Origin of the sequence: Tannerella serpentiformis, assembly GCF_003033925.1 — a bacterium.
GTDB classification, from domain to species: Bacteria; Bacteroidota; Bacteroidia; order Bacteroidales; family Tannerellaceae; genus Tannerella; species Tannerella serpentiformis.
Map to the genome: position 1 here is coordinate 1,211,170 of NZ_CP028365.1, position 25,046 is coordinate 1,236,215.

Below are 25,046 nucleotides of genomic sequence, written 5' to 3' on the forward strand. Positions count from 1 at the left end.
CGGCGATGGACCTCATTGCAGCAGAAGGCATCGAAAAGCGCTTCGGGCAGCTGACGGCACTCCGAGACATCTCCCTCCGCGTCCGCCGCGGGGAGTTGTACGGACTGATTGGCCCCGACGGCGCGGGCAAGACGACCTTCTTTCGGATTTTAACGACCCTCATGCCTCCGGACGGCGGACGCGCCACGGTGGATGGCCTCGACATTGCCACGGATTACCGTCGCATCCGTGCGGCAGTCGGCTACATGCCCGGCCGCTTCTCACTCTATCCAGATTTAACCGTCAAAGAGAATCTGGAATTCTTTGCCACCCTGTTTGGGACACGTCTCGAAGACAATTACGACCTCATCCGCGACATTTATGTCCAGATCGAGCCGTTCCGCAGCCGACGCGCAGGCCGTTTATCTGGGGGCATGAAGCAAAAATTGGCCCTCTGTTGTGCATTGATCCACCGTCCGCGGGTGCTTTTTTTAGACGAACCGACGACGGGTGTCGATGTCGTTTCGCGACACGAGTTCTGGGACATGTTGAGCGGCCTCAAGCGGCAAGGGATCACGATGCTTGTTTCAACGCCTTACATGGACGAGGCTGTGCGCTGTGATCGCATCGCTTTGATCCAGTCCGGCCGGCTGCTGAGCATAGACACACCGCAAGGGATCATCGAAAATTATCCCGACGCCCTGTTCGAAGTACGAGCCGAGAACATGCGTCAGCTGACGGACGAGATCCGCAAGAGATGCAGTCCCCAAAGTTGCTTCGCCTTCGGGCGCTCGCTCCATGTATCCTTCAGCCGCGACGACGTCGAGGCCCCCCAGCGGATGAGAGCCGCCCTCACCGCCGCGGGCTGCACTAACCTCGAGATAGCGTCCATCACCCCCAGCATCGAAGACTGCTTTATCCAACAAATGAGATAGTCTGATGAAAAAAGTAGGAGCTCTTTCCTTCTCCCTTTCCCCTCACGTACCCGGCAAAGAAAGGCCATCCGTGATGGCTTGATTTTCTTTTGCCTCTTTTCTTTCATCAAGGAAAGAAAAGGCCCTCTGCCGAGGGCGGGGAAGTCTGCCGGGTACATTAAGATCCTCTGAAAGTCCCGAAAAACTTGGCTGGCATCCCTGATGCCTTGATTTTCTTTTGCCTCTTTTCTTGCATCAAGGCAAGAAAAGAGGGTCAAGCCACGCAGTGGCACCCTTCTCAAGGAAAAAAAAGAGGGTCAAGACGAAAAAAGTACCCCCTCCTCACCACATAGAACCAGAGTAGATTATGACAGAAGAACGAGTCATTGAAGTAGAGAAGCTCACGAAACGCTTCGGCGACTTCACCGCCGTAGATGAGATCACCTTCCACGTGCGCCGCGGAGAGATCTTTGGCTTTTTAGGGGCCAACGGCGCCGGAAAAACGACAGCCATGCGCATGCTATGCGGCCTGCTCAGCCCCACCGCGGGCCGCGCCGAGGTAGCAGGCTTCGACGTCTATCGCGAGGCCGACCGCATCAAACATCATATCGGCTACATGAGTCAGCGCTTCTCACTCTATGAAGATTTAACCGTCGCCGAAAACATCCGACTCTTTGGTGGCATCTATGGACTCTCCAAACGGGCCATCCGAGAGCGTGGCGAGGAACTCATAAGCCGTCTCGAGCTGCAAGAAGAGGCTCACCACCGGGTGGGATCCCTCCCCCTGGGCTGGAAACAGAAGCTCGCCTTCTCCGTAGCCGTCATCCATCGCCCGCGCATCGTCTTCCTCGACGAACCAACCGGTGGCGTCGACCCGATCACCCGCCGCCGCTTCTGGGACCTCATCATCCAGGCCGCCGACGCCGGCATCACCGTCTTTGTAACGACTCACTACATGGACGAAGCCGAGTATTGCGACCGTGTTTCTATGATGGTCGACGGCCGCATCGAGGCCCTCGACAGTCCAGCTGCCCTCAAGCGCCAATTTGAGGCTTCCACCATGGATGAAGTCTTCCTTCAGCTGGCCCGGAAGGCCACCCGCGGAGATGATTAGTCGAAATGTGAAGCGATTGTTAACGTCCATCTTAGATGGAACACTGAAACGTGGCGCGTTTTGCACCTCCACCTTAGATGGAACACCGAAACGCGGCGCGTTTTGCACTTCCACCTTAGATGGAACACCGAAACGCGGCGCGTTTTGCACTTCCACCTTAGATGGAACACCGAAACGCGGCGCGTTTGGCACTTCCATCTTAGATGGAACACCGAAACGCGGCGCGTTTTATACTTCCACCTTAGATGGACGTTTGAAACGTGATGCGTTTTTATGTACCCGGGTAGGGGCGTATTGCATACGCCCCACCAAACGTTCCCGCAAGGGGACGAGATCTGCAAAAGGCGACCAAACGCACGACTTTTTGTCCCCTACGGGGCCATTCGGTGGGGCGTATGCAATACGCCCCTACCATGCAACCTCGAAACGTGATGCGTTTTGCACTTCCTACCTAGTAGCAACACTGAAACGTGGCGCGTTTTGCACTTCCTACCTAGTAGCAACACTGAAACGCGGCGCGTTTTGCACTTCCTACCTAGTAGCAAGACCGAAACGCGGCGCGTTTTGCACTTCCTACCTAGTAGCAACACCGAAACGTGGCGCGTTTTGCACTTCCTACCTAGTAGCAACACTGAAACGCGGCGCGTTTTGCACTTCCTACCTAGTAGCAACACTGAAACGCGGCGCGTTTTGCACTTCCTACCTAGTAGCAACACTGAAACGCGGCGCGTTTTGCACTTCCTACCTAGTAGCAACACTGAAACGTGGCGCGTTTTGTACTTCCTACTTAGTAGGGAGTTTGAAACGTAATGCGTTTTGCCTCTTCTATTCTTCTTTTCTTGCCTTGATGCAAGAAAAGAAGCAAAAGAAAATCAAGGCCTCTGCCGAGGCCGGGGAAGTTGGCCAGGTACATCATAATGGTATCCCCAAAAGCGGCGCGTTTGCCTCCTCTTTTTTCGATTGTTGTTTTTAGCTTATTCATTTTCTTATGTCTCAGTTCTTTATTTTCGTTCGGAAGGAGTTCATTCAGATGTTTCGTGATGTGCGCACCTTGATGATTCTTTTCGGATTGCCCATCACTCTCGTTGTCTTGCTCGGTTTTGCACTGACGAACGAGATCAAAGACGCACGGATCGTTGTCTGCGACTACGCTCACGACACTTATTCCCGACAGATCGTCCAACTGCTCGCGGCGAACCCCAACTTTATTGTACAGGAGTCCCTCATGAGCCACGAAGAGATAGACCGAGCCTTTCGGAGTGGGCGCGTGAAGCTCGCCGTGGTCTTCCCAGCCGGATTTCGTGACCAACTGCTGCACACGCGGCGGGCGGAACTTCAAATTGTGGCCGATGCCTCCGACCCGAACACAGCTGATTTATTGACAGGGTACGTCGAGAGCGTCGTCCGCGGCTATGCCTCGAGCTTACAGTCCGAACGCGCCCCCACGGCGCCCCCTCTGATCGACCTCAATGTGCGCGCGCTGTACAATCCGGAGCTTCGTTCGGCCGTGAACTTCGTCCCCGGGGTGATTGCGTTCGTTCTGATGATGATTAGTGTGCTGATGACGTCCGTGTCGATCGTTCGTGAGAAGGAATTTGGCACCATGGAGGTCTTGCTGGTCTCTCCCATCGCCCCGATGACCCTCATCCTGTCCAAATTGACGCCTTACCTCGTCCTATCGCTCGTCAACCTGGCCATGATTCTCACCCTTAGCGCCACCGTGCTCCGTGTCCCCATCGCGGGAAGCCTTCCGCTGCTCATAGCAGAGAGTCTGCTGTTCATTTTGACGGCTCTCTCCCTCGGATTACTCATCTCCAGCTCCGTGCGCACCCAGCAAGACGCCATTTTATCCTCGCTCATCGGCCTCATGGTGCCTACGATGATCTTTACAGGCTTCGTCTTTCCGATCGAAAACATGCCTCTGCCCTTACAGCTCTTTGCCAACGTCGTGCCTTCGCGCTGGTTCTATATCATAGTCAAAAACGTGATGATCAAAGGCACTGGTTTCGCCGCCGTATGGCGTGAAACGCTCATCTTGGCCACTACTACACTCGTATTACTCCTCGCCGGCTACAAAAAATTCAATCTTCGACTCTCATGAGAACCCTCTTTTTCCTGCTTCAGAAGGAATTTATCCAGATCTTCCGCAATCGCGCGCTCCTCCTCCCCATCTTTTTGATGCCTTTCATCCAACTCATCGTCCTGCCCTGGGCCGCAGATTATGAGATCAAGCATCTCGACATCGCGATCGTAGATGCAGATCATTCGAGCACCTCTCGGCGCCTCACGGAGAAGCTCACAGCGTCAGGATACTTCCGCCTCACCGATTTTCCGGCCACCTACGACGATGCCTTCCCCCTCATCGAAAACGATCGGGCTGACATGATCCTCGAGATCCCCCGCCATTTCGAGCGCGACCTCTCCTCCGGTCGTGGATGCCAGCTCTTCGCCGCCGTGAACGCCATCAACGGCGTCAAAGCCAGTCTCGGCAGCGCCTATCTAACTCGTGTCGTCGCCTCTTTCGCCGACGATCTCCGGCTTGAGCACCGCCCCGAAGTAAGCATCGCCTCCACGCCCGTGATAGCCACCTCCTCCCTCCGCCGATTCAACTCCGCAGGCAATTATCGCCACTTCATGGTGCCAGCCATCCTCACCCTGCTCGTGACGATGATCTCCGTCTACATGTGTGCCCTCAATCTGGTCAGCGAGAAGGAATCCGGCACGATAGAGCAGATGAACGTCACCCCGGTAGGCAAGTTCACCTTCTTACTCTCCAAGACCATCCCCTTTCTGGCCATTGGTATCTTCATTTTTACCGTCGGACTTTTCGCCATTGCCCGCCCTCTCTACGGCATAATCCCCGTCGGCAACGTCGCCCTCCTATACCTTTATTTATTTGTCTACCTCACCGCCATGCTCGGCCTGGGCCTACTCCTTTCTACCTCTTGCGAGACCCAGCAACAGGTCATGTTCGTTACATTTTTCTTCATGATGATCTTCATTTTGATGAGCGGACTCTTTACCCCTGTCGAAAGTATGCCCGCTTGGGCACGCGCCATCGCACGAGCTAACCCCGTGACGTATTTCATGGAGGTCTGCCGAATGATTATCCTCAAAGGCAGCGGCTGGAGCGACATCCGCAGACATTTAATGATCACCATCGGCTTTGCCATCCTCTTCCATCTCTCTGCCTTCCTCAATTATCGCAAGACGACGTAAGTCCTCGATAGTGAGAAGAGTCCGATAGGCTCGTCTCGCCCCTTCCCATCGCCCGATAAGCCCTCCCGTCTCCATCCCCACCGAATGCCACTACCTTTGCAGGGACAGAATACGACACGATCATGGATACAACGACGATACAGTCTCCGCCCCGCCCGCGTACGCCCCTCGGCACCCCCAATCGACCGCCAGCCGATTCGCCGCACCCGCATCCCCCCTCGATGCCCCCTTTCGCCGCGTCCCCTCTCCGCCTCCATCACGACCCACCATCCCCCAACGCGCTGATGATGGGGCTATGAAGAGGAGACAGATACAGATCTATGGCGATTATTTCACTGACTTCTTCGAAAAACAGAACGAACAAGTCAGATTGAAGATATTGAAGGTGCTCGAGATTATCGAGACCATAGATCGTATCCCTGAAACTTATCTAAAGCACCTGCGTAACGGACTGTTTGAGATACGTATTCAACTTGGAAGCAGCATTTTCCGGATCTTTTGCTTCTTTGACAATGGCAGACTGATCATCCTCTTGGGTGGGTTCCAAAAGAAAACGCAAAAGACCCCCGCAAAAGAGCTGGAGCGCGCACTACGACTCATGAAGATCTATCATAACGAAAAGGAGAACAAACAAGAATGAAGTTGCAAACACTAGACGAATTGAAAGATAGGTTCTACGGCCCGAAAGGTTCCGAGAAACGTGATCAATTAGATCGTGAATTGGACGTTTTGAGGATAGGAATCCTGATTCGGAACGCCCGCAAGGAGTCTAAATTGACTCAAGCCGAGCTGGCTGAGCGCATTGGTAAGAAGCGAGCCTTCATTTCCCGTGTGGAAAACGATGGTTCTAACCTTACCATTGCCACTCTGCTGGATATTGTAGAAAAAGGATTGGGCAAAAAGCTCTCTTTCGATATTCAGTAACCCCCTCACCTCCTCCGATCATGCTCCACGGCCACGGCGACGACCTACACACTTGCGGACAGACCATCCGCGCCAACTTCAGTTCGAACATCTTTGCTACAACCGACCTATCGGCGTTGCAGCAACACCTCTCGGCACACCTTGCCGTCATCGGCCACTACCCCGAACCCGAACCCTATGCGTTAGAGAGTCTCTGGGCCGACTCCCTCGGGCTACTCCCCGCAGAAATATGCGTCACCAACGGCGCCACCGAGGCCATCTATCTCACCGCACAGGCCTTCCGCGGTGCAACGAGCTACATCCGACAGCCGACCTTCAGCGAATACGCCGACGCCTGCCGCATGCACGGCCATAGCGTCCGCTCCCTCTTCACCGACGACGCCATCGATGACACGCCCGACCTCGTCTGGCTCTGCAATCCGAACAACCCGACGGGTGAGGTCCGCGACCGACACACATTGCTCCGACTCATCGACGCTCACCCCTCCGTCTGCTTCGTCATCGACGAGAGCTATGGTGCTTTCACCCGCCAACCGTTGCCAACCGCAGCAGAAATGGCCGAACGGAGCAACGTGATCGTCATCCGGTCGGCCACGAAACGTCACGCAGTCCCCGGTCTACGGCTTGGCTGCCTCACTGCAGCGGCCGAGATGATCGATCGAATCCGCGTGCAACGCATGCCGTGGTCGGTGAATGCGCTGGCCGTAGAAGCGGGGGAGTTCTTTCTCCGTGAGAATCCCCCTCTGCAACCGCCGATCGATGATCTTTTGGCCGAGCGAGACCGACTCATGGCCGCGCTGGCGGATCTCAAGATCGCCGACCTCTGGCCGACAGAAACGCACTTCTTCCTCGTCCGACTGCGTATGGGTACAGCCGCGGCGCTGAAGCATTATCTCATACAGGAGCACGGCTTGCTCATCCGTGATGCGTCCAACTTCGAAGGCCTCGATGCCGCCTTCGTGCGCATCGCCACACAAAGTCGTGCCGATAACGATCTACTGATACAAACATTATCCCTATGGAAGCATACTTACTCTTCTTAATCCCCCTCATTGGCGGATGGTTATTAGATAAACTATTGGGCGATCCGCGCTGGATGCCGCATCCCATCGTCCTCTTTGGGCGACTGATTGCGTGGGGCGACACATGGCTGAACCGCGGAAGACATCGCACGTTGAAAGGCGGTCTACTGGCAGTCGTGTTAATCGTCGGAACGTTCGCTGCCACATGGGCGCTAATCGTTGCCGGCTATCGCTACGGCGGACGCTGGGACATTGTGGTGCCGACGCTGCTTGTTTGGCTCGGTTTAGCGGGGCGGACATTGCTGCACGAGGTGCGCGAAGTGTTTTACGCTTGCAGCCGATCGACGAACGAAGGTCGGAGGCAGGTTGCCCGCATCGTAGGACGCGACACGAGTCAGCTCTCGGCCCGTGAAGTGCGTGCAGCTGCGCTCGAAACATTGGCCGAGAACCTCAGCGACGGTGTGGTTGCGCCCCTTTTTTGGTACGCCTTCCTCGGTGTGCCCGGCATGATGGCTTATAAGATGATCAACACGCTCGACTCGATGATTGGCTATCGCAACGCACGCTATCTCCGCTTCGGACGTATCGCTGCACGCATCGACGACGTGGCCAACTACATCCCCGCCCGATTGACTGCCTACCTCATGCTGGCCGTCAGCGGTCGGCGCTCACTCATTCCTTTTGTGCGACGCTATGGGCGTTGCCACAAGAGTCCGAACTCGGGCTATCCGGAGGCTGCACTGGCGGGCATTCTCGATTGCCGATTCGGCGGCACGCACACCTACTTCGGTCAACCTGTGGAAAAGCCTTACATCGGCACCAACCCCCGACCGCTGACGATGGACGACTATCGCAACTCGGCCTTCGTAGCCCAACGCACCGAGGCGATGGCCGTCATGCTGACTGCGATTGCCGGCATCGTCTACCTCTTCTTCATCATCCCGTAGATCTGCGCCATGTCCACGTGACGGCGCACATGATCGGCCAGGCGGTCGTATTGCTCCTCTTTGAAGGCGGCGTAATCGAACGTGCGACGCGTATCGATGCGGCCGATAACGGGGCGCAGCAGGCAATCGATGGCCGGAGCGTTGTCGAGTATGCCGTGGATATATGAGCCCATGCAACGCTCGCCCACGCGCCAGCCCGTATCGACGCCATCACCCTCAGTCAGCGGAAGCACATCCGATGCACCAGCCTCGAGGCGCGTTTCCCCCATATGAATCTCATAGCCGCGACACATACGCGGATCATTGACCATGCGGAAGCTGACCTGCCGCGTGGTCTTTTCTTTTGTTAGGCGGGTGGTGACGGGCAGGAGCCCGAGGCCGGGCAGACGCTCGATGTCGCCCTCCACGTGATCCGGGTCACAGACTTCGCGCCCCATCATTTGGTAGCCGCCGCAGATGCCCATCACCACGGCGCCGTCTCGGTAGGCACGCTGGATGGCTCCGGCCGCACCGTTGCGACGCAGATCAGAGAGGTCGTCGAGCGTGTTCTTCGAGCCGGGCAGCAGGATGATGTCCGCCTTGCACAGCTCCTCGGTGTTGTTGGTGTAAAAAAGGTGCACCCGCTCGTCGCGCTCCAGGACGTCGAAGTCCGTGAAGTTGCTCATGTGGCGCAGCAGCACAACGGCTACGTTGATGCGCCCCTCGACGGCCTCGCGCTGCTTGGTGCGGAGCGTGACGCTGTCCTCCTCCTCAATATATATATCGGTGAAGTGCGGCACGACGCCAACGACAGGCACACCACAAAGCTCCTCGATCATCCGACGACCACTGCCGAAGAGGCTCATATCGCCGCGGAACTTGTTGATGAGTACGCCGCGGATACGCTGTCGATCCTCCGGAGTTTGGAGCATGATGGAGCCATAGACGGAGGCAAAAACGCCGCCCCGATCGATGTCGGCCACGAGCAAGACGGAGGCGTCAGCATAACGCGCCATGGGGAGGTTGACGAGGTCTACATCGCGAAGATTCAGCTCAGAGATGCTGCCTGCACCCTCCATGACGATGGGGTTGTAACGGGCAGCGAGTCGGTCGAAAGCGGCATGCACCTCTCGCTCCAATTCGGCGCGGCCTTCGCGTCGAAAGTAGGCCGAGGCGTGTTGGTTGCCCGTCGGACGACCGTGCAGGACGACCTGCGAGGTGCTGTCGCCCGAAGGCTTGAGCAGGAGCGGATTCATGTCCGTATGGCAGGGCACGCCAGCGGCTTCGGCTTGCACCGCCTGCGCGCGGCCCAGCTCGAGACCGTCGGCGGTGACGAAGGAGTTCAGCGCCATGTTTTGCGCCTTGAAGGGTGCGGGATGGTAGCCATCCTGGAGGAAGATGCGACAGAGTGCGGCGGCGATCACGCTCTTGCCGACGTCGCTGCCCGTACCCGCGAGCATGATGGGACGGAGGGGGGAATGCATTGGAATCATGTGTAGTGAAGCGTTTTGATGCGGGCAAAGGTAGAGAACCGCCGTGCCCACACCATCGGGCTCCGATTATCTCCGCCCCATTCTCCGGTAAAGAAAGTCTTCGGTACATCATCCCACATCCTATGATTTACGATCAACCAGCAGGTTGATTTATCCTTTCTACATTGCAGAAAGAAAAACAACGGCAATGATTTACTCCATTTCATATGACGAAAGACAAATTACTTCGATGTTTTATTGCAATGCAAATGATCTGCGACAACTTAATAGAGTAATTTATTACCATGCAAGTGATTTGCGACAAATGACCTAAGTAATCTATTGCCATGCAGATGATTTGCAACAAATAACTCAAGTAATTTATTGCCATACAAGTGATTTGCAATAAATGATCCGAGTAATTTATTACAAAGCAATTGCCTTGCAATAAATGATCCAAGTAATTTATTATCATGCGAATGATTTGCGATAAATGACTAAAGTAATTTATTACCATGCAAACGATTTACAGCAAATGACTCGAGTAATTCATTACCATGCAAGTGATTTGTGATAAATGACCGCAGACGAAATTCTCCGGAAAAATGTTTCCGAATCTTGACTCAGTTGGGCGTCGAGCCGAAAACGTGGCGAGAGGCTCTCGCGGAGGCGATGAGGCGAAAACGGACTGCAGACGAACTTACAAACGCCCAGACCGTCACCTTGCACCCGACTTCCATCGTTCGAAAAGGCCTCTATCTTTGCAGCCTCAATTTTTGAGATTCAGAGAGTAATAACAAGAATGGTCTAACTTTTTAAGCAAACAGAGTACTCACTTTTTAAGATGGAAAATTTGAAAGACATTGTCCCCGATGAGAGCTTCAACTGGGATTCGTATGAAAAAGGCGATTCAACACCGAACGTCAATCGGGACGAACTCGTCAAGACGTACGACGAGACATTGGGAGCCATGAAGGACAAGGAAGTAGTGATGGGCACCGTCACAGCGATGAACAAGCGCGAAGTGGTGGTCAACATCGGCTACAAATCGGACGGCATCGTGCCCATGTCGGAATTCCGCTACAACCCCGATCTCAAGGTCGGCGATGAGGTGGAAGTCTACGTTGAGAATCAAGAAGACAGGAAGGGTCAGCTGATCCTCTCGCACAAGAAGGCCCGCTCGGCCCGCTCTTGGGAACGCATCACGGACGCTTTCGAGCGCGACGAGGTGCTCAAGGGCTATGTGCGCGGACGGACAAAGGGCGGCATGATCGTAGACATCTACGGCATCGACACCTTCCTTCCGGGCTCGCAGATCGATGTGAAGCCGATCCGCGATTACGATGTGTTCGTCGGCAAAACGATGGAGTTCAAGGTAGTCAAGATCAACAAGGAATACCGCAACGTGGTGGTTTCGCACAAGGCCCTCATCGAGGCCGAGCTGGAACAGCAGAAGCGCGAGATCATCTCTCGACTGGAGAAGGGCCAAGTGCTCGAGGGTACGGTCAAGAACATCACCTCGTACGGCGTCTTCGTCGACCTGGGCGGTGTGGACGGTCTGGTGCACATCACGGATCTGTCTTGGGGACGCGTATCGCACCCGGACGAGGTGGTGCACATCGATCAGAAGCTCAACGTCGTGATCCTCGACTTCGACGACGAGAAGAAGCGCATTGCCCTCGGCCTGAAGCAGCTTACGCCGCACCCGTGGGATGCCCTCGACCCGAACCTCAAGGTGGGCGACCATGTGAAGGGCAAAGTGGTGGTGATGGCCGACTATGGCGCATTCCTGGAGATCGCTCCGGGCGTCGAGGGACTGATCCACGTCTCGGAGATGAGCTGGACGCAACACCTGCGCAGCGCTCAAGACTTCATGAAGGTAGGCGACGAGGTGGAAGCAGTCGTCCTGACGCTCGACCGCGAGGACCGCAAGATGTCACTCGGTGTGAAGCAGCTCCGCGAAGATCCGTGGGAGAAGATCGAGATCAAGTATCCGGTCGGATCGAAGCACACGGCTCGCGTACGCAACTTCACCAACTTCGGTGTCTTTGTGGAGATCGAAGAGGGCGTAGACGGATTGATCCACATCTCCGACCTCTCCTGGACGAAGAAGATCAAGCACCCGAGCGAGTTCACACAGATCGGCGCCAACATCGATGTACAGGTGCTCGAGATCGACAAGGAGAACCGTCGCCTCAGCCTCGGCCACAAGCAGCTGGAGGAGAACCCGTGGGATGTGTTCGAGACGATCTTCACCGTCGGCTCCGTGCATGACGGCACGATCATCGAAATGCTGGACAAGGGCGCCGTGGTATCGCTGCCCTACGGTGTGGAAGGCTTCGCTACCCCGCGCCATCTGACCAAGCAGGACGGATCGCCGGCTAAGCTCGACGAGAAGCTGCCCTTCAAGGTGATCGAGTTCAACAAGGATGCGAAGCGAATCATCCTCTCGCACAGCCGCACCTTCGAGGACGAGCAGCGCAGCGCACGTGCAGCAGAGCGTCGTGCCCGTAACAACAGCAACAGTGGCGGCGGCAACAACGGTGGCGGTGGTCACCATGCTCCGGCACCCGAGATGGCAAACGCACCCGTGATCGAAAAGACCACACTGGGCGACATCGAGGAGCTGGCTGCACTGAAAGAGAAGCTGGAGAACGGCGAGGCATAATCCGACACGGATAGGCCCCCTCGGCCTTCACTCATAGCACACGAAAAAGAGGGACGCGGATCAATCAGATCTGCGCCCCTCTTTCATTTTCCCCTCACCGAGAGCGGGAAGGTTGGCCCGGTAAGTACAGGCGATCAATCCGTACCGCGGAGCAGGAAGTCGGACACGACAGCGATGGCCTCGTGCGCGACATCGGTGTCGGCGAAGAGTCCGCAGTGGCAGCCGAGGTCGACAACACGCGACATCTCCATGAACGGCACCACACGCCGCGCATGCTTCACCACCTCATCGCCCGGGAAGAGGCAGTCCGACTTGCAGGCCACGATGCCGACCGGTGCACGAAACTTATCCAGGCTTTTCTTCTTCACCTCGCGCCACTCCTCGGGCTCGGGTCGGAGGTAGAGATAAATGAGGCGTGCCATCTCAAGCAAATCGGGAGCTTCAAAGTTTAGGGCTGGCTCTAAGGCGCGTTGCACAGCCTGATCCGATAGCTGCAGACGGTCCAGATCGGGCGTTCGGGCGCTGAGCAGACGATCGGTGCGTGCCAGCGACGTGGAGGCGAACCCAGCGGGCTGCACCAACATGAGTCGGCTGACGCTCAGCACGGCCGTCTCACAGAGTTGCAGCGCAATGCGTGCCCCCTGCGACCAAGCCAGAACGGTGCACCCACGTAGTCCCAGCGCCTCCATCACTTGCAGCGCCCATCGCCCATACTCCCCCTTCGAGGCGCTCAATCGGCGCCCCAGACTGAAACCGACAGCCCCGGGCACATCGGGCACAAGAAGGCGCACCCGCTCCAGATCCAGCCCCTCGATGAAAGGGCGCATAGCCAGCGGGCCGGTGAGGTATTCGCCATGAAAACAAAGGATGGGCGTAGCGTCGTGTCGCCCATAAGTCACAACGTGCGTATCGCCCAGCTCCGTAGCCACCATGCATTCGGAGAGAGGCACGTCGAGCTCGGCCAGGTGTCGGCGGTATAAATCGTGTATAAGTCGGCGTCCGCCCGCCGACCGATAGATGTCATCCATAATCAGTGAAAAATGAGAAACTAAAAACGGGCTGTCACCCCGCGTGGGGAGTCAGCGGCGCAAATATAGACGCAGTGGGGAGCTCCGGTGGGGTGAAGTTTTTCGCCTCCGGCTGCATTGGGGGCCTGAGAGGTAAAATACCTGTCCGGAGACGTCTAGAACCTCTCGGGAGAGGTCCGGAACCTCTCGCGAGACATTTTTTACCTCTCACGACACGTCTAGAACCTCTCGGGAGAGGTCCGCAACCTCTCGGGAGACGCTTTTTACCTCTCACGACACATAAAAAACCTCTCGCGAGAGGTTCTAGACGTGTCGCAAGAGGTTCAGAGCGTCTCAGGCGGTTCTGGGCCTGAAAAACAGTGGTTTTACGCCTCACTTCCCCGCGTAGAGGCGCTCGCGCAGCTCGGAGATCTTGGGGTCGGAGATGTAATCGTCGTACTCGATCATCTTGTCGATGTTGCCGTTCGGGGTGAGCTCGATGACGCGGTTGGCGACGGTCTGGATGAACTCGTGGTCGTGGCTGGAGAAGAGCACATTGCCTTTGTAGTTCACCAACGTATTGTTAAAGGCCTGGATCGACTCGAGATCGAGGTGGTTCGTGGGCGTGTCGAGGATGAGCGTGTTGGCGTCGCGGAGCATCATGCGCGAGATCATGCAGCGCATCTTCTCGCCGCCGGAGAGGACGCTCACCTTCTTCTGGAGCTCCTCGCCGGTGAAGAGCATGCGGCCGAGGAAGCCTTTGAGGAAGACCTCGTTCGTGTCCTTGGCGAACTGCCCGAGCCACTCCAAGAGGTTGTAGTCGGAGTTGAAATAGCGCGCATTGTCGAGCGGCAGGTAGGCCGTGGTGATCGTCTGCCCCCAGCGGAAGGTGCCTGCGTCAGGCTCCTCTTCGCCGTTGATGATCTGGAAAAGGGCCGTCATGGCGCGCGGGTCACGACTGATGAAGACGATCTTGTCGTCTTTCTCCACGTTGAAATTCAGGTCATGGAAGAGCGTGTGCCCGTCGATTGTTTTCGTCAGACCGCTGACTTCCAGGATTTGGTTGCCCGGCTCGCGAGCGGGATTGAAAAGGATGCCCGGATAACGACGCGACGAGGGTTGGATCTCCTCGATGTTGAGCTTCTCGAGCATCTTCTTGCGGCTTGTGGTCTGCTTCGACTTGGCCACGTTAGCGCTAAATCGGCGGATAAACTCCTCCAGCTCCTTCTTCTTCTCCTCGGCCTTCTTGTTCTGCTGTTGTTGCTGGCGGAGGGCCAATTGGCTCGACTCGTACCAGAAGCTGTAGTTGCCGGCGAAGAGTTTGAGCTTGCCAAAGTCGATGTCCACGGTGTGGGTGCAGACAGCGTCGAGGAAGTGGCGGTCGTGACTGACGACAAGCACCGTGTGCTCGAAGTTGGCCAGGTAGTTCTCGAGCCAGGATACGGTCTCCAGGTCGAGGTCGTTCGTAGGCTCATCGAGTAGCAAGTTGTCCGGCTTACCGAAGAGCGCCCTGGCCAACAGCACACGCACTTTCTGCTTACCGCTCAGGTCGCGCATCATCTTCGCATGCAGTGCCTCCTCAATGCCCAGCCCACTGAGCAGCGCCGCCGCATCGCTCTCAGCGTTCCACCCCTCCATCTCGGCAAACTTCTCCTCCAGCTCCGAGGCACGAATGCCGTCGGCGTCGGTAAAGTCCTCCTTGGCGTAGAGCGCATTCTTTTCGCTCATCACAGCCCAGAGCTGCGTGTGGCCCATGAGGACCGTGTCGAGCACCGTGTAATCGTCGAAGGCAAAGTGATCCTGCGCCAAGACCGAAAGTCGCTCGCCGGGGCCCATGCTGATCGTGCCACGCGTCGGGTCGAGGTCGCCACTGATGGCGCGCAGGAAGGTGGATTTACCGGCACCGTTGGCACCGATGATGCCATAACAGTTGCCGGGCAAAAACTTGAGATTGACGTCTTGAAAGAGGATCCGCTTTCCGAATCGGATGTCCAAACCGCTAACTATAATCATGATTTCTTCGTGTGATATATGCTTTAATAATACGCGGGCAAAGGTACTGCAAGAAGGTGGGGGGCGGGAGGCGGCACCCAGCGTCTCTCTACCTATTCCTTGTTTAGAAAGAATGCGGTTCTATCTTTGCCGACGATTTAACGAAGAGATCATGGGTCGATTTTACGCATACGGTTATTTTTTCTTTTACCTCGACAGCGAAGTAAAGGCAGGATCCGGTGCACGTAAGTAGAAGAGACTTTTATGAAGGAAATAGAGAAAGATCCTGCCATTGTAAATGGTGGGATCTTTTCTTTTTCTATGGGTTCCCCATTCGCAAAAAGGAGGATCGACCGGATATAAACGACGAACAAAAAGGAATGAAGAAGAAAGTAGCCATACAAGGCATAGCGGGGTCGTATCACGACGTGGCAGCGCAACGCTATTTTGAAGGCGAGGCCGTGGAGCCAGTGCCCTGCGACACGTTTCGCGAAGTGATCGAACACGTATCCGCCGGCACCGTCGGCATGATGGCCATCGAGAACACCATCGCCGGCAGTCTGCTGCAAAACCATGAGCTGATCCGCGAGGGCAATTGCCGCATTGTGGGAGAGTATAAACTGCGCATCATGCACTCCTTCGCCGCACTGCCGGGCACGCGGGCGGAGGACGTGACGGAGGTCAATTCGCACCCCATCGCACTGATGCAATGTCGCGACTTCCTGGACACACTGCCGGGCGCCAAGCTCGTAGAGTGTGACGATACGGCCGGCAGCGCCCGTTGGGTGGCCGAGAAACAAATGCACGGTCACGGCGTGATCTGTGCCCGACGTGCGGCCGAGATGTACGGCCTGGAGGTGTTGGCCGAGGGTGTGGAAACGAACAAACGCAACTACACGCGCTTCCTCGTCATCGCCCGCCCCGACCTGGCCGAACACATGCAGCAAGACGCGGTGAGAAACAAGGCCTCGCTCGTCTTCGCCCTACCACACACCTCCGGAAGCCTCTCGAAAGTGCTCACCATCCTCTCGTTTTACGACATGAACCTCTCCAAGATCCAGTCGCTACCCATCATCGGACGCGAGTGGGAGTACATGTTTTACGTCAATCTCACCTTCGAGGATTACACGCGCTATCGGCAGGCCTTGGAGGCCATCATCCCACTGACTAACGACTTGAAAATACTGGGCGAATATGAACAAGGAAAACAAAGCATTTAGCGTACGGCCGGCCCACCGCGTCGGCACGGTGCAGGAGTATTACTTCTCCAAGAAACTGAAGGAAGTGGCGGCCATGAATGCCGCCGGTAAACGCGTGATCAGCCTCGGCATCGGCAGCCCCGACCTGCCACCGTCGGAGGTGGCCATTGAGACGTTCCAGCGCGAGGTGGCACGCCCCGATGTGCACGGCTATCAACCCTACACGGGCATGCCCGAACTACGCCGGGGCTACGCCGCGTGGTACGAACAATGGTATGGCGTCACGCTGGATGCGGACCGCGAGGTGCTGCCACTCATCGGATCGAAAGAGGGCATCCTGCACGTCTCTATGGCTTTCCTCAACCCCGGCGAAGGCGTCTTGGTGCCCAACCCGGGATACCCGACTTATAGCTCGGTGAGCCGTCTGGTGGGTGCGGAGCTGATTCCGTACACGCTTGAGGCGTCGCGCGGATGGCAGCCCGACTTTGAGGCGTTGGAGCGCCTCGTGGCCGAACGTGAGGCGGCGTTGCGCCCACCGATCAAGCTGATGTGGGCCAATTACCCGAACATGCCGACAGGTGCGGACGCGTCGGACGAGCTGCTGGAGCGCTTGGTCGACTTTGGGCGTCGGCACGGCATCGTCATCTGTCACGACAACCCATACAGCTTCATTCTGAACGACCACCCGCGCAGCATCCTCTCCGTGAAGGGCGCCAAGGAGGTGTGCATCGAGCTGAATTCGATGAGCAAAGCGCACAACATGCCGGGCTGGCGCATGGCCATGCTGGCCTCGAATGCGCAGTTCGTGGAGTGGATCTTACGCGTGAAGAGCAATGTAGACTCGGGGCAGTTCCGCCCCATGCAGTCGGCCGTGGTGGAAGCGCTCAAAGCGCCGCGCGAATGGTACGACGGGATGAATGCCGTCTATCGCCGTCGGCGCGTCTTGGCGGAGCGCATCATGGACGCGCTCGGATGTCAATACGACCCGAGACAGGTGGGCCTGTTCCTCTGGGGACGGGTGCCGACATCGGCCAAGTGCGGCGAGGCGTTGGCCGACCGCGTACTCCAGCAGGCCCACGTATTCATCACGCCCGGCTTCATCTTCGGATCGGCCGGCGATCAGTACGTGCGCATCTCGCTTTGTTGTCCGGAGGACGCGCTCGAGGAGGCGCTGGAAAGGGTGAAAACGAAAATCGGAAAATGAAAGACGGGCACCCGGCCATACTTCCCCGGCCTCGGCAAAGGCCAGCGAGAATCGAAAAATGAAAGACGGGCGCCCGACTAACAATGAATCATACATCTACACATATATTACAATGAGCAAGAAAATCGAGAATTTGGATTTGAAATCCATCGTATTACCGGGGGTCGACGAGAAGCGTCCGCTGGTGATTGCCGGCCCGTGCAGCGCGGAGACCGAAGAGCAAGTGATGACTACCGCCAACGCATTAGCAGCCGTGGGGGTGAAGATCTTTCGCGCGGGGATCTGGAAGCCACGCACGCGGCCGGGGGGCTTCGAGGGCGTCGGCGCACCGGGCCTGAAGTGGCTCAAGCGCGTGAAGGAGGAGACGGGCATGTACGTAGCCACCGAAGTAGCCACACGCGACCACGTCTTTGAGGCGCTCAAGGCCGGCGTGGACGTGCTTTGGATCGGCGCCCGGACGGCCGTCAACCCCTTCGCCATGCAGGACGTGGCCGACGCGCTCTCGGGCGTGGACATCCCCGTACTGATCAAGAACCCCGTGAACCCCGACTTAGAGCTCTGGATCGGCGCCATCCAACGCGTCTACGGCGCCGGCATCCGACGCATCGCCGTCATCCACCGCGGCTTCAGCTCGTACGACAAGAAGCTCTACCGCAACTTGCCCCTCTGGCACATCCCCATCGAGCTTCGCCGACGCATCCCGAACCTGCCCATCATCTGCGACCCGAGCCACATCGGCGGAAAGCGTGAGCTGATCGCACCGCTCAGCCAGCAGGCGATGGACCTGAACTTCGACGGCCTGATCATCGAGTCGCACTGCTCGCCCGACGAGGCTTGGAGCGACGCCGCACAGCAGATCACGCCCGATGTGCTCGACTATGTGCTCAGCCTGCTCGTCATCCGTGACGCCACGCAAACGACGGAGAACCTCTCCGCCCTGCGCCGACAGATCGACGGTGTGGACGAGCAACTGCTCGAGCTTCTGGCCAAGCGCATGCGCATCTCGCGCGAGATCGGTGTCTACAAAAAGGAGCACAACATGCCCATCCTCCAGTCGCCACGCTACGGCGAGATCCTCGAGAACCGCGCCAAGGCCGGCGCCGCGATGGAGCTGAATCCGGACTTCGTGCAGGCCATCCTCAAGAACATCCACGAGGAGTCCGTGCGCCAGCAGATGATCGTGATGAACCAAGGCGAAAACGCAGCCGAGTCATGAAGATCCTTATCCTCGGAGCGGGTCGGATGGGGTCGTTCTTCACCGACCTGCTCAGCTTCGATCACGAGGTGGCCGTCCTCGAGTCCGACCCGCGCCGCATGCGTTTCATCTATAACGCCCTCCGCCTCGCCTCGCCCGACGAGGTGGAGGCCTTCGCCCCCGAGCTGGTCATCAACTGCGTCACGCTCAGCCGCACCCTCGAGGCCTTCGACGCCGTGCTGCCACACCTCCGGCCTGGCTGCATCATCTCGGACATCGCCTCGGTCAAGACCGGCCTGGCCGAATACTACGCCCGCTGCGGCTTTCCCTACGTCTCCACCCACCCCATGTTCGGCCCCACCTTCGCCAACCTCGGCAACCTGATGAACGAGAACGCCATCCTCATCTCCGAGGGCGACCACCTCGGGCGGGTCTTCTTCAAGGACCTCTACGGCCGGCTGAAGCTGAACATCTTCGAATACACCTTCGACGAGCACGACCGCGTCGTGGCCCAGTCGCTCGGCATCCCCTTCGCCTCGACGTTCGTCTTCGTGGCCACGATGGAACATCAGGACGCGCCCGGAACCACCTTCCGGCGCCACATGAAGATCGCCCGCGGCGTACTCTCCGAAGACGACTACCTGCTCTCCGAGATCCTCTTCAACCCCCGCACGCCCGGTCAGATTGAGCGCATCCGCGAGGAGTTGGCCGAGCTCCAGCGCATCATCGCCCGCCACGACTCCGAAGCCATGCGCGCCTACCTCGCCCGCCTCCGCAAACGCATCGAATGAGAAGCGGCCCCGGATACGGACCTGGTACCCGTCCAATTAGGCCAGCATCCCTGACGCCTTGATTTTCTTTTGCTCCTTTTCCCCACATCAAAGCAAGAAAAGGAGTGTCCTATCGCCACATTCCCCCCGCCAGATCCCTTTTGGAGGCGTTTCGCCGAGTAATTTCCTCCAACCGATCTCTTTTGAAGGCGTTTCTCCGAGTAATTTCCTCCAACCGATCTCTTTTGAAGGAATTTCTCCGAGTAAATTCCTCCAACCGATCTCTTTTGAAGGAATTTCTCCGAGTAATTTCCTCCAACCGATCTCTTTTGGAGGAATTTCCTTGAGTAATTTTCACCGTTGGCATGTCGTCGGTGAAAATTACTCAAAGAAACGCCTCCCTTGATCCTTAGTTGGCCCTTGTCGCTCGACATTTTGCCCAATGTCGCGGGGCGAGACGCGGCCTTTTTCGTCAGGAAATCGTGCACCCCGGTAACCCCCACGCCCCTATCTTTGCCCTACCATATTAAATGAATACGACAATGAGAAAGAAACAGATCCTACTGTGGGCATCGGCTGCGGCCGGTGTCGTTGCGCTCTTCTTCGCCGGAAGGAGCGCCGTGACACGTGGGCGCGCCAATGCCGCCACCCTAACGAACAACGAGACGGGAACGAAGACCATTTGCTTTGCCGGCGGATGCTTCTGGGGCACGGAACACTTCTTCAAGCAGATCCGTGGCGTGATGAGCACCGAGGTCGGCTATGCGAACGGCAAGACGGACACGGCGCCGACCTACGAGGAGGTGTCGACCGAGACGACGGGCTTCGCCGAGACGGTCCGCGTGACCTACGATCCGGCGGTGATCACCCTCGACCAGCTCATCCAACTCTACTTCCAAACCATCGACCCGACGAGCCTCAATCGGCAGGGCAACGACCAGGGCACACGCTATCGCACGGGCATCTACTACACCGACGAAGCGGACGCCGAGACCATCCACCGCGCCATCGCCGCTCTGGCCGTGAAGCTGGGCAAGCCCGTGGCCGTGGAGGAGGGGAGGCTCCGGAACTTCTACCCCGCCGAGGAGTATCATCAGGACTACCTCGTCAAGCACCCGACCGGATACTGCCACATCTCGCCGGCCCTCTTCGAGATGGCACGCAAGGCCAACCCCGCACCGCGTTACACCCGTAAGGACGACGCTACGCTCCGCCGCACGCTCACCGAAGAGCAGTACGACGTGACGCAAAACAGCGCCACCGAACGCCCCTTCACGAACGCCTACTGCGGCGAGTTCCGCCCCGGCATCTATGTGGACGTCACCACGGGCGAACCGCTCTTCGTCTCGACCGACAAGTTCGAATCGGGCTGCGGCTGGCCAGCCTTCTCGAAGCCCATCGACAAGAGCCTCATCACGGAGCATGCCGACCATTCGCACGGCATGGAGCGCACCGAGGTGCGTAGCAAGACGGGCAACGCGCACCTGGGGCACGTCTTCACCGACGGCCCGAAGGATCGCGGCGGCCTGCGCTACTGCATCAACAGCGCCTCGCTGCGGTTCATCCCCCGCGACCGCATGGAAGCCGAGGGCTATGGTGAATACCTGAAGCTCGTGCCCGAAGCCGAGACCGAAAAGACGGAGTAAGCCAAGCAGAGTCAAAATGGGGGATGGGCGTTGGGCTCGTCCCCCATCACTAAACAGCAAGTAGCCCCCGCTTTCGTCCAATAAAACGGCAAACCACTACAAATGACGACGACGATGAAACACCCCGTATGTGCCCGCCCGATCCACCCTGGCGAACTGCTGAAGGAGGAGATCGAATATCGTGGGATCCGTCAGGCCCAGCTGGCCAAGCAGATGGGCGTATCACCGACACTACTGAACGACATCCTCAACGAGCGTCGTGCACTAACCCCGACCACAGCCCTGCTCTTTGAGGCAGCTCTTGGCGTATCATCCGACCTTTTGATGGGTATGCAGACAGATTACGCGATGCGCTTAATCAAAGAAGACCGAAGCCTGGCCACACGCTTGGCACGGATACGTGAGTCGGCCGCACTGCTCTGATCTCTCACCCAGTTCTGCACTCGGGGTCCGCGGTTTTCGTTTTCAGATCACGCATGTACCTTTGCGCGCGTTTTTTTAGACACATCTAAAAGCATACAATATCATCGTTTTATGAAGCATTTCAAGCTAATCGACAACGTCACGGGATGGCTCGTTTTCCTCGTCGCGGCGTTCACGTATCTGTCGACCATCGAGCCGACGGGTAGTTTCTGGGATTGCGGCGAGTTCGTCTCGTCGGCCTTCAAGTTAGAAGTGGGACACCCGCCCGGAGCCCCATTTTTTATGCTCATGGCTAACCTCTTCACGCAGCTAACCTCGGACACGGCTCAGGTGGCCAAGATGGTCAACTCGATGTCGGCCCTCTTCAGCGCCCTGACCATCCTCTTCCTCTTTTGGAGCATCACGCACATGGCGCGGCGCATAATCCTCAAGGAAGGGAAGCGCGAGCTGACGCTGGCGCGCACCGTGATGGTGATGGGCTGTGGCATTGTGGGCGCGCTGGCTTACACGTTCAGCGATACGTTCTGGTTTAGCGCCGTCGAGGGTGAGGTTTACGCCTCTTCGTCGCTCTTCACGGCCCTTGTCTTTTGGCTGATCCTGAAATGGGAAGAGGTGGCCGACCGTCCGCATGCCGATCGCTGGATCGTGCTCATCGCCTACTTCATGGGGGTCAGCGTTGGGGTGCACCTCCTGAACTTGCTCTGTATCCCCGCCATCGTACTCGTATATTATTATAGGAAGTACCCCAACCCCACGCTGAAGGGTACACTGGTGGCACTGCTTATCTCATTCGCCCTCGTGGCCGTGATGATGTACGGCGTGGTGCAGGGTCTGGTGGAAGTCTGCGGACTCTTCGAGCTGCTGTTCGTCAACGTGCTGGGCATGCCCTACAATACGGGTGTCTATGCCTATGTCATCATCGTGGCTGCCGTATTGGCTTGGGCCATCTGGGAGACCATGCGACAGGATCCGAATCCGATGCGGGTGCGTGTATCGTTCCTGCTCTCGATCGTACTGCTGGGTATCCCCTTCATTGGCGAGGGCTACGTGCTCGGCGTGCTGCTGATCGCAGCGCTGGGTGTGGCCCTCTTCCGCATGAAACGACTCCATGTGGCTGCACTGAACACGACGCTCGTCTCGCTGCTCGTCATCGTGGTGGGTTATTCCTCCTACGCGTTGATCCTCATCCGCTCGACGGCTGACACGCCGATGAACCAGAATGCCCCGAGCGACATCTTCACCCTGCGCAGTTACTTGGCCCGCGAACAATACGGCGACAAGCCATTGTTCTACGGCCCGACGTACGTCTCCGAGGTGGCTCGCAACAGTGATGGCACGGCTGCATCGAAGGACGGCCCCAAGACCTGGAGCCGCGTGATCAAGAAAAGCCCCACGGAGAAGGATCGCTATTACGTCTCCTACGTCACCCCGGATTACGAATACGTCAGCGAGACCGAAATGCTTTTCCCCCGCATGTACAGCTCCGAGCCGCGCCACGTGGAGGCGTATAAGTCTTGGGGCAACGTGAAGGGTACGCCGATCAAATATCAGCTGATGGGCGAGACGAAGACGGCCATGAAGCCCACCTTCGCGGAGAACCTCGTCTTCTTCGTGCGCTACCAGCTGAACTTCATGTACTGGCGCTACTTCATGTGGAACTTCTCCGGCCGACAGAATGACATCCAAGGCGCCGGCGAGATCCTGAACGGCAACTGGATCACAGGCATCAAACCCATCGACGCCCTCATGGTTGGCCCGCAGGATAATATGCCGAACGACATCATCAACAACAAGGGCCACAACGTCTACTACATGCTCCCGCTGCTGCTCGGTATCCTCGGTATCTTCTATCAGCTGGGCAGCGGACGCCGCGGCATGCAGTCGTTCTGGATCACCTTCCTACTCTTCTTCATGACCGGCATCGCCATCGTGCTTTATCTGAACCAGACGCCCTACCAGCCGCGTGAGCGCGACTACGCCTACGCCGGATCGTTCTATGCCTTCTGCATTTGGATCGGACTGGGCGTCGGAGCCATCGCACGGGCGATAGAGAAATATGGCAAGCTGCCGGGCATTGCAGCCGGAGCGATCGCCACGGTGCTTTGCGTGCTCGTACCGTTGCAAATGGCCGGACAGAACTGGGACGACCACGACCGCTCGGGCCGCTACATGTGCCGCGACTTTGGCGCCAACTACCTCGAGTCGTGCGAGCCGAACGCCGTGATCTTCACCAACGGCGACAACGACACCTTCCCGCTTTGGTATGCCCAAGAGGTGGAAGGCATTCGCACCGATGTGCGCGTCTGCAACACCAGCTACCTGCAAACAGACTGGTACACGGATCAGATGAAGCGTCAGGCTTACAACTCCGATCCGCTGCCCATCACCTGGACGCGCGCCCAATACATCCAGGGTACCCGCGACCACGCCTACCTCATCAAGCGCGTGGAGCAGATGGACCTCAACCAGGCCCTCGAGTGGCTCCGCAGCGACGACCCACGCACGAAGACCGTCCCCGGCGTCAATGAGCCGATCGACTATCTGCCGGCCGAGAAGTTCGTCTACCCGATCGACTCCAATGCTGTGCGCCAGAACAACGCCATCGATCCGCAAGACGCCCCGATGATGGCCCGAGAGCTCCTCATCGACCTCTCCGGCAAGCAAGCCATCGGTAAGGAAGCCATCACCATCCTCGACATGGTGGTGACCAACAACTGGAAGCGCCCCATCTACTTCGCCATCACCGTCGACCCGAACCAGTTCGTCCGCCTCGACCCCTACTTCCAAAAGACCGGCCTGGCCTACCGCCTCGTGCCCTTCTCGACACGTGCCGAGGGTGCCCGCCCGATCAACACGGAAAAGATGTACGACAACGTCATGAACCGCTTCAAGTGGGGCGGTGCCGACAAGCCCGGTGTTTACCTCGAGGAGAACACGATGCGCATGTGCAAGAGCTACCGTATGTACGTCTTCGGCGAGCTGGCCCAAGCCCTCATCCGCGAAGGCAAACGCGACAAGGCACTGGCCGTAGCGGACAAGGCCATGAAGGTGCTCCCGGCCGTCAACGTCCCGCTTGACTACAGCGCCATCGCCATCGGCGAGACCTACATGGCGCTCGGCAAGAAGGACAAGGGCGAACCCATCCTCGACGCCATCGTTGAGAACTCCCTGCGCAACATCCGCTGGTACGTCCGCCTCAAACCGGCTCAGTTCGCCAGCATACGCGAAGATCTCCAGCGCGACATGGCCATCGTGCAGAACGTCATCGGTGTCGGCAAGCACTACGACCCGAACTATGGCGCCAAGTACGTCGACGAGTTCACCAAGTTCTACAACACCCTCGCCCCGCAGCTGGGCAATAAGCAATGAACC

Annotated in this window: 20 protein-coding genes; 16 read left to right on the plus strand and 4 right to left on the minus strand. The window is 57.6% G+C overall.

The window, feature by feature from the left end; translation table 11 throughout:
* Nucleotides 1–5 precede the first annotated feature (5 nt).
* Both C7123_RS04935 and C7123_RS04940 read left to right on the plus strand, forming a co-directional pair.
* Nucleotides 6–914 carry an ABC transporter ATP-binding protein gene (locus tag C7123_RS04935; protein ID WP_069175979.1) on the plus strand — a complete coding sequence of 303 codons (909 nt, stop codon included), beginning with the start codon at nt 6–8 and terminating at the stop codon, nt 912–914.
* Between the two features lie 346 nt (nt 915–1,260).
* Entirely contained in the window at nt 1,261–2,007 is a 747-nt protein-coding gene (locus C7123_RS04940) for an ABC transporter ATP-binding protein (protein ID WP_083206975.1), read from the plus strand.
* Nucleotides 2,008–2,794: 787 nt separating this feature from the next.
* On the opposite strand, the gene C7123_RS04945 is transcribed toward C7123_RS04940, so the two are convergent.
* Entirely contained in the window at nt 2,795–2,989 is a 195-nt protein-coding gene (locus C7123_RS04945; protein WP_069175980.1) for a hypothetical protein, read from the minus strand.
* A 6-nt stretch (nt 2,990–2,995) separates the two neighbouring features.
* Between C7123_RS04945 and C7123_RS04950 the strand changes: the two genes are divergently transcribed.
* From C7123_RS04950 to cbiB, 6 genes are all read left to right on the plus strand, one after another.
* Nucleotides 2,996–4,108, plus strand: a complete 1,113-nt coding sequence (locus tag C7123_RS04950) for an ABC transporter permease (RefSeq protein WP_069175981.1) — start codon at nt 2,996–2,998, stop codon at nt 4,106–4,108.
* Nucleotides 4,105–5,226 (plus strand): ABC transporter permease, encoded by a 1,122-nt coding sequence (locus C7123_RS04955; RefSeq protein WP_069175982.1) that lies wholly within the window; start codon nt 4,105–4,107, stop codon nt 5,224–5,226. Before C7123_RS04950 ends, C7123_RS04955 begins: the two co-directional genes overlap by 4 nt.
* Before the next feature lie 295 nt (nt 5,227–5,521).
* Nucleotides 5,522–5,866 carry a type II toxin-antitoxin system RelE/ParE family toxin gene (locus tag C7123_RS04960; protein ID WP_069175983.1) on the plus strand — a complete coding sequence of 115 codons (345 nt, stop codon included), beginning with the start codon at nt 5,522–5,524 and terminating at the stop codon, nt 5,864–5,866.
* A complete protein-coding gene (locus C7123_RS04965) occupies nt 5,863–6,150 on the plus strand; it encodes a helix-turn-helix domain-containing protein (RefSeq protein ID WP_037983901.1) in 288 nt (95 codons plus the stop codon). The genes C7123_RS04960 and C7123_RS04965 overlap by 4 nt, the downstream gene beginning before the upstream one ends.
* A 20-nt stretch (nt 6,151–6,170) precedes the next feature.
* Complete coding sequence (locus tag C7123_RS04970) at nt 6,171–7,193, plus strand: aminotransferase class I/II-fold pyridoxal phosphate-dependent enzyme (RefSeq protein ID WP_069175984.1); 1,023 nt, start codon at nt 6,171–6,173, stop codon at nt 7,191–7,193.
* On the plus strand, nt 7,169–8,119 hold the full coding sequence (cbiB, locus tag C7123_RS04975; protein WP_069175985.1) for an adenosylcobinamide-phosphate synthase CbiB: 951 nt from the start codon (nt 7,169–7,171) through the stop codon (nt 8,117–8,119). Before C7123_RS04970 ends, cbiB begins: the two co-directional genes overlap by 25 nt.
* On the opposite strand, the gene C7123_RS04980 is transcribed toward cbiB, so the two are convergent.
* Nucleotides 8,095–9,582, minus strand: coding sequence for a cobyric acid synthase (locus tag C7123_RS04980; protein ID WP_069175986.1), 1,488 nt, complete (start codon nt 9,580–9,582; stop codon nt 8,095–8,097). The genes cbiB and C7123_RS04980 overlap by 25 nt on opposite strands.
* Nucleotides 9,583–10,414: 832 nt before the next feature.
* On the opposite strand from C7123_RS04980, the gene rpsA reads away from it, so the two are divergent.
* Nucleotides 10,415–12,238, plus strand: coding sequence for a 30S ribosomal protein S1 (gene rpsA, locus C7123_RS04985; protein ID WP_069175987.1), 1,824 nt, complete (start codon nt 10,415–10,417; stop codon nt 12,236–12,238).
* Between the two features lie 134 nt (nt 12,239–12,372).
* Here rpsA and C7123_RS04990 read toward each other — a convergent pair whose 3' ends face one another.
* Both C7123_RS04990 and C7123_RS04995 read right to left on the minus strand, forming a co-directional pair.
* Nucleotides 12,373–13,266, minus strand: a complete 894-nt coding sequence (locus C7123_RS04990) for an alpha/beta fold hydrolase (RefSeq protein ID WP_037983887.1) — start codon at nt 13,264–13,266, stop codon at nt 12,373–12,375.
* Nucleotides 13,267–13,638: 372 nt separating this feature from the next.
* A complete protein-coding gene (locus C7123_RS04995; RefSeq protein WP_069175988.1) occupies nt 13,639–15,258 on the minus strand; it encodes an ABC-F family ATP-binding cassette domain-containing protein in 1,620 nt (539 codons plus the stop codon).
* A 359-nt stretch (nt 15,259–15,617) separates the two neighbouring features.
* On the opposite strand from C7123_RS04995, the gene C7123_RS05000 reads away from it, so the two are divergent.
* The 7 genes from C7123_RS05000 (at nt 15,618) to C7123_RS05030 (ending at nt 25,043) form a co-directional block, all read left to right on the plus strand.
* A complete protein-coding gene (locus tag C7123_RS05000) occupies nt 15,618–16,457 on the plus strand; it encodes a prephenate dehydratase (RefSeq protein ID WP_069175989.1) in 840 nt (279 codons plus the stop codon).
* Nucleotides 16,432–17,640: a pyridoxal phosphate-dependent aminotransferase gene (locus C7123_RS05005; protein ID WP_069175990.1), complete on the plus strand. Its 1,209-nt coding sequence runs from the start codon at nt 16,432–16,434 to the stop codon at nt 17,638–17,640. Before C7123_RS05000 ends, C7123_RS05005 begins: the two co-directional genes overlap by 26 nt.
* A 112-nt stretch (nt 17,641–17,752) precedes the next feature.
* Entirely contained in the window at nt 17,753–18,856 is a 1,104-nt protein-coding gene (locus C7123_RS05010) for a bifunctional 3-deoxy-7-phosphoheptulonate synthase/chorismate mutase type II (RefSeq protein ID WP_069175991.1), read from the plus strand.
* Entirely contained in the window at nt 18,853–19,626 is a 774-nt protein-coding gene (locus tag C7123_RS05015; RefSeq protein WP_069175992.1) for a prephenate dehydrogenase, read from the plus strand. The genes C7123_RS05010 and C7123_RS05015 overlap by 4 nt, the downstream gene beginning before the upstream one ends.
* 521 nt (nt 19,627–20,147) lie before the next feature.
* Nucleotides 20,148–21,251 (plus strand): peptide-methionine (R)-S-oxide reductase MsrB, encoded by a 1,104-nt coding sequence (gene msrB / locus C7123_RS05020; RefSeq protein ID WP_069175993.1) that lies wholly within the window; start codon nt 20,148–20,150, stop codon nt 21,249–21,251.
* Between the two features lie 114 nt (nt 21,252–21,365).
* Nucleotides 21,366–21,674: a HigA family addiction module antitoxin gene (locus C7123_RS05025; protein ID WP_107490694.1), complete on the plus strand. Its 309-nt coding sequence runs from the start codon at nt 21,366–21,368 to the stop codon at nt 21,672–21,674.
* Nucleotides 21,675–21,785: 111 nt separating this feature from the next.
* Nucleotides 21,786–25,043, plus strand: a complete 3,258-nt coding sequence (locus C7123_RS05030) for a glycosyltransferase family 117 protein (protein WP_069175995.1) — start codon at nt 21,786–21,788, stop codon at nt 25,041–25,043.
* Nucleotides 25,044–25,046 lie beyond the last annotated feature (3 nt).

What these genes read in the sequence shown, in the direction of transcription:
- C7123_RS04935 (WP_069175979.1), top strand. Translation starts at nt 6, where the DNA reads ATGGACCTCATTGCAGCAGAAGGCATCGAAAAGCGCTTCGGGCAGCTG.
- C7123_RS04940 (WP_083206975.1), top strand. Translation starts at nt 1,261, where the DNA reads ATGACAGAAGAACGAGTCATTGAAGTAGAGAAGCTCACGAAACGCTTC.
- C7123_RS04945 (WP_069175980.1), bottom strand. Translation starts at nt 2,989, where the DNA reads ATGAATAAGCTAAAAACAACAATCGAAAAAAGAGGAGGCAAACGCGCC.
- C7123_RS04950 (WP_069175981.1), top strand. Translation starts at nt 2,996, where the DNA reads ATGTCTCAGTTCTTTATTTTCGTTCGGAAGGAGTTCATTCAGATGTTT.
- C7123_RS04955 (WP_069175982.1), top strand. Translation starts at nt 4,105, where the DNA reads ATGAGAACCCTCTTTTTCCTGCTTCAGAAGGAATTTATCCAGATCTTC.
- C7123_RS04960 (WP_069175983.1), top strand. Translation starts at nt 5,522, where the DNA reads ATGAAGAGGAGACAGATACAGATCTATGGCGATTATTTCACTGACTTC.
- C7123_RS04965 (WP_037983901.1), top strand. Translation starts at nt 5,863, where the DNA reads ATGAAGTTGCAAACACTAGACGAATTGAAAGATAGGTTCTACGGCCCG.
- C7123_RS04970 (WP_069175984.1), top strand. Translation starts at nt 6,171, where the DNA reads ATGCTCCACGGCCACGGCGACGACCTACACACTTGCGGACAGACCATC.
- cbiB (WP_069175985.1), top strand. Translation starts at nt 7,169, where the DNA reads ATGGAAGCATACTTACTCTTCTTAATCCCCCTCATTGGCGGATGGTTA.
- C7123_RS04980 (WP_069175986.1), bottom strand. Translation starts at nt 9,582, where the DNA reads ATGCATTCCCCCCTCCGTCCCATCATGCTCGCGGGTACGGGCAGCGAC.
- rpsA (WP_069175987.1), top strand. Translation starts at nt 10,415, where the DNA reads ATGGAAAATTTGAAAGACATTGTCCCCGATGAGAGCTTCAACTGGGAT.
- C7123_RS04990 (WP_037983887.1), bottom strand. Translation starts at nt 13,266, where the DNA reads ATGGATGACATCTATCGGTCGGCGGGCGGACGCCGACTTATACACGAT.
- C7123_RS04995 (WP_069175988.1), bottom strand. Translation starts at nt 15,258, where the DNA reads ATGATTATAGTTAGCGGTTTGGACATCCGATTCGGAAAGCGGATCCTC.
- C7123_RS05000 (WP_069175989.1), top strand. Translation starts at nt 15,618, where the DNA reads ATGAAGAAGAAAGTAGCCATACAAGGCATAGCGGGGTCGTATCACGAC.
- C7123_RS05005 (WP_069175990.1), top strand. Translation starts at nt 16,432, where the DNA reads ATGAACAAGGAAAACAAAGCATTTAGCGTACGGCCGGCCCACCGCGTC.
- C7123_RS05010 (WP_069175991.1), top strand. Translation starts at nt 17,753, where the DNA reads ATGAGCAAGAAAATCGAGAATTTGGATTTGAAATCCATCGTATTACCG.
- C7123_RS05015 (WP_069175992.1), top strand. Translation starts at nt 18,853, where the DNA reads ATGAAGATCCTTATCCTCGGAGCGGGTCGGATGGGGTCGTTCTTCACC.
- msrB (WP_069175993.1), top strand. Translation starts at nt 20,148, where the DNA reads ATGAGAAAGAAACAGATCCTACTGTGGGCATCGGCTGCGGCCGGTGTC.
- C7123_RS05025 (WP_107490694.1), top strand. Translation starts at nt 21,366, where the DNA reads ATGAAACACCCCGTATGTGCCCGCCCGATCCACCCTGGCGAACTGCTG.
- C7123_RS05030 (WP_069175995.1), top strand. Translation starts at nt 21,786, where the DNA reads ATGAAGCATTTCAAGCTAATCGACAACGTCACGGGATGGCTCGTTTTC.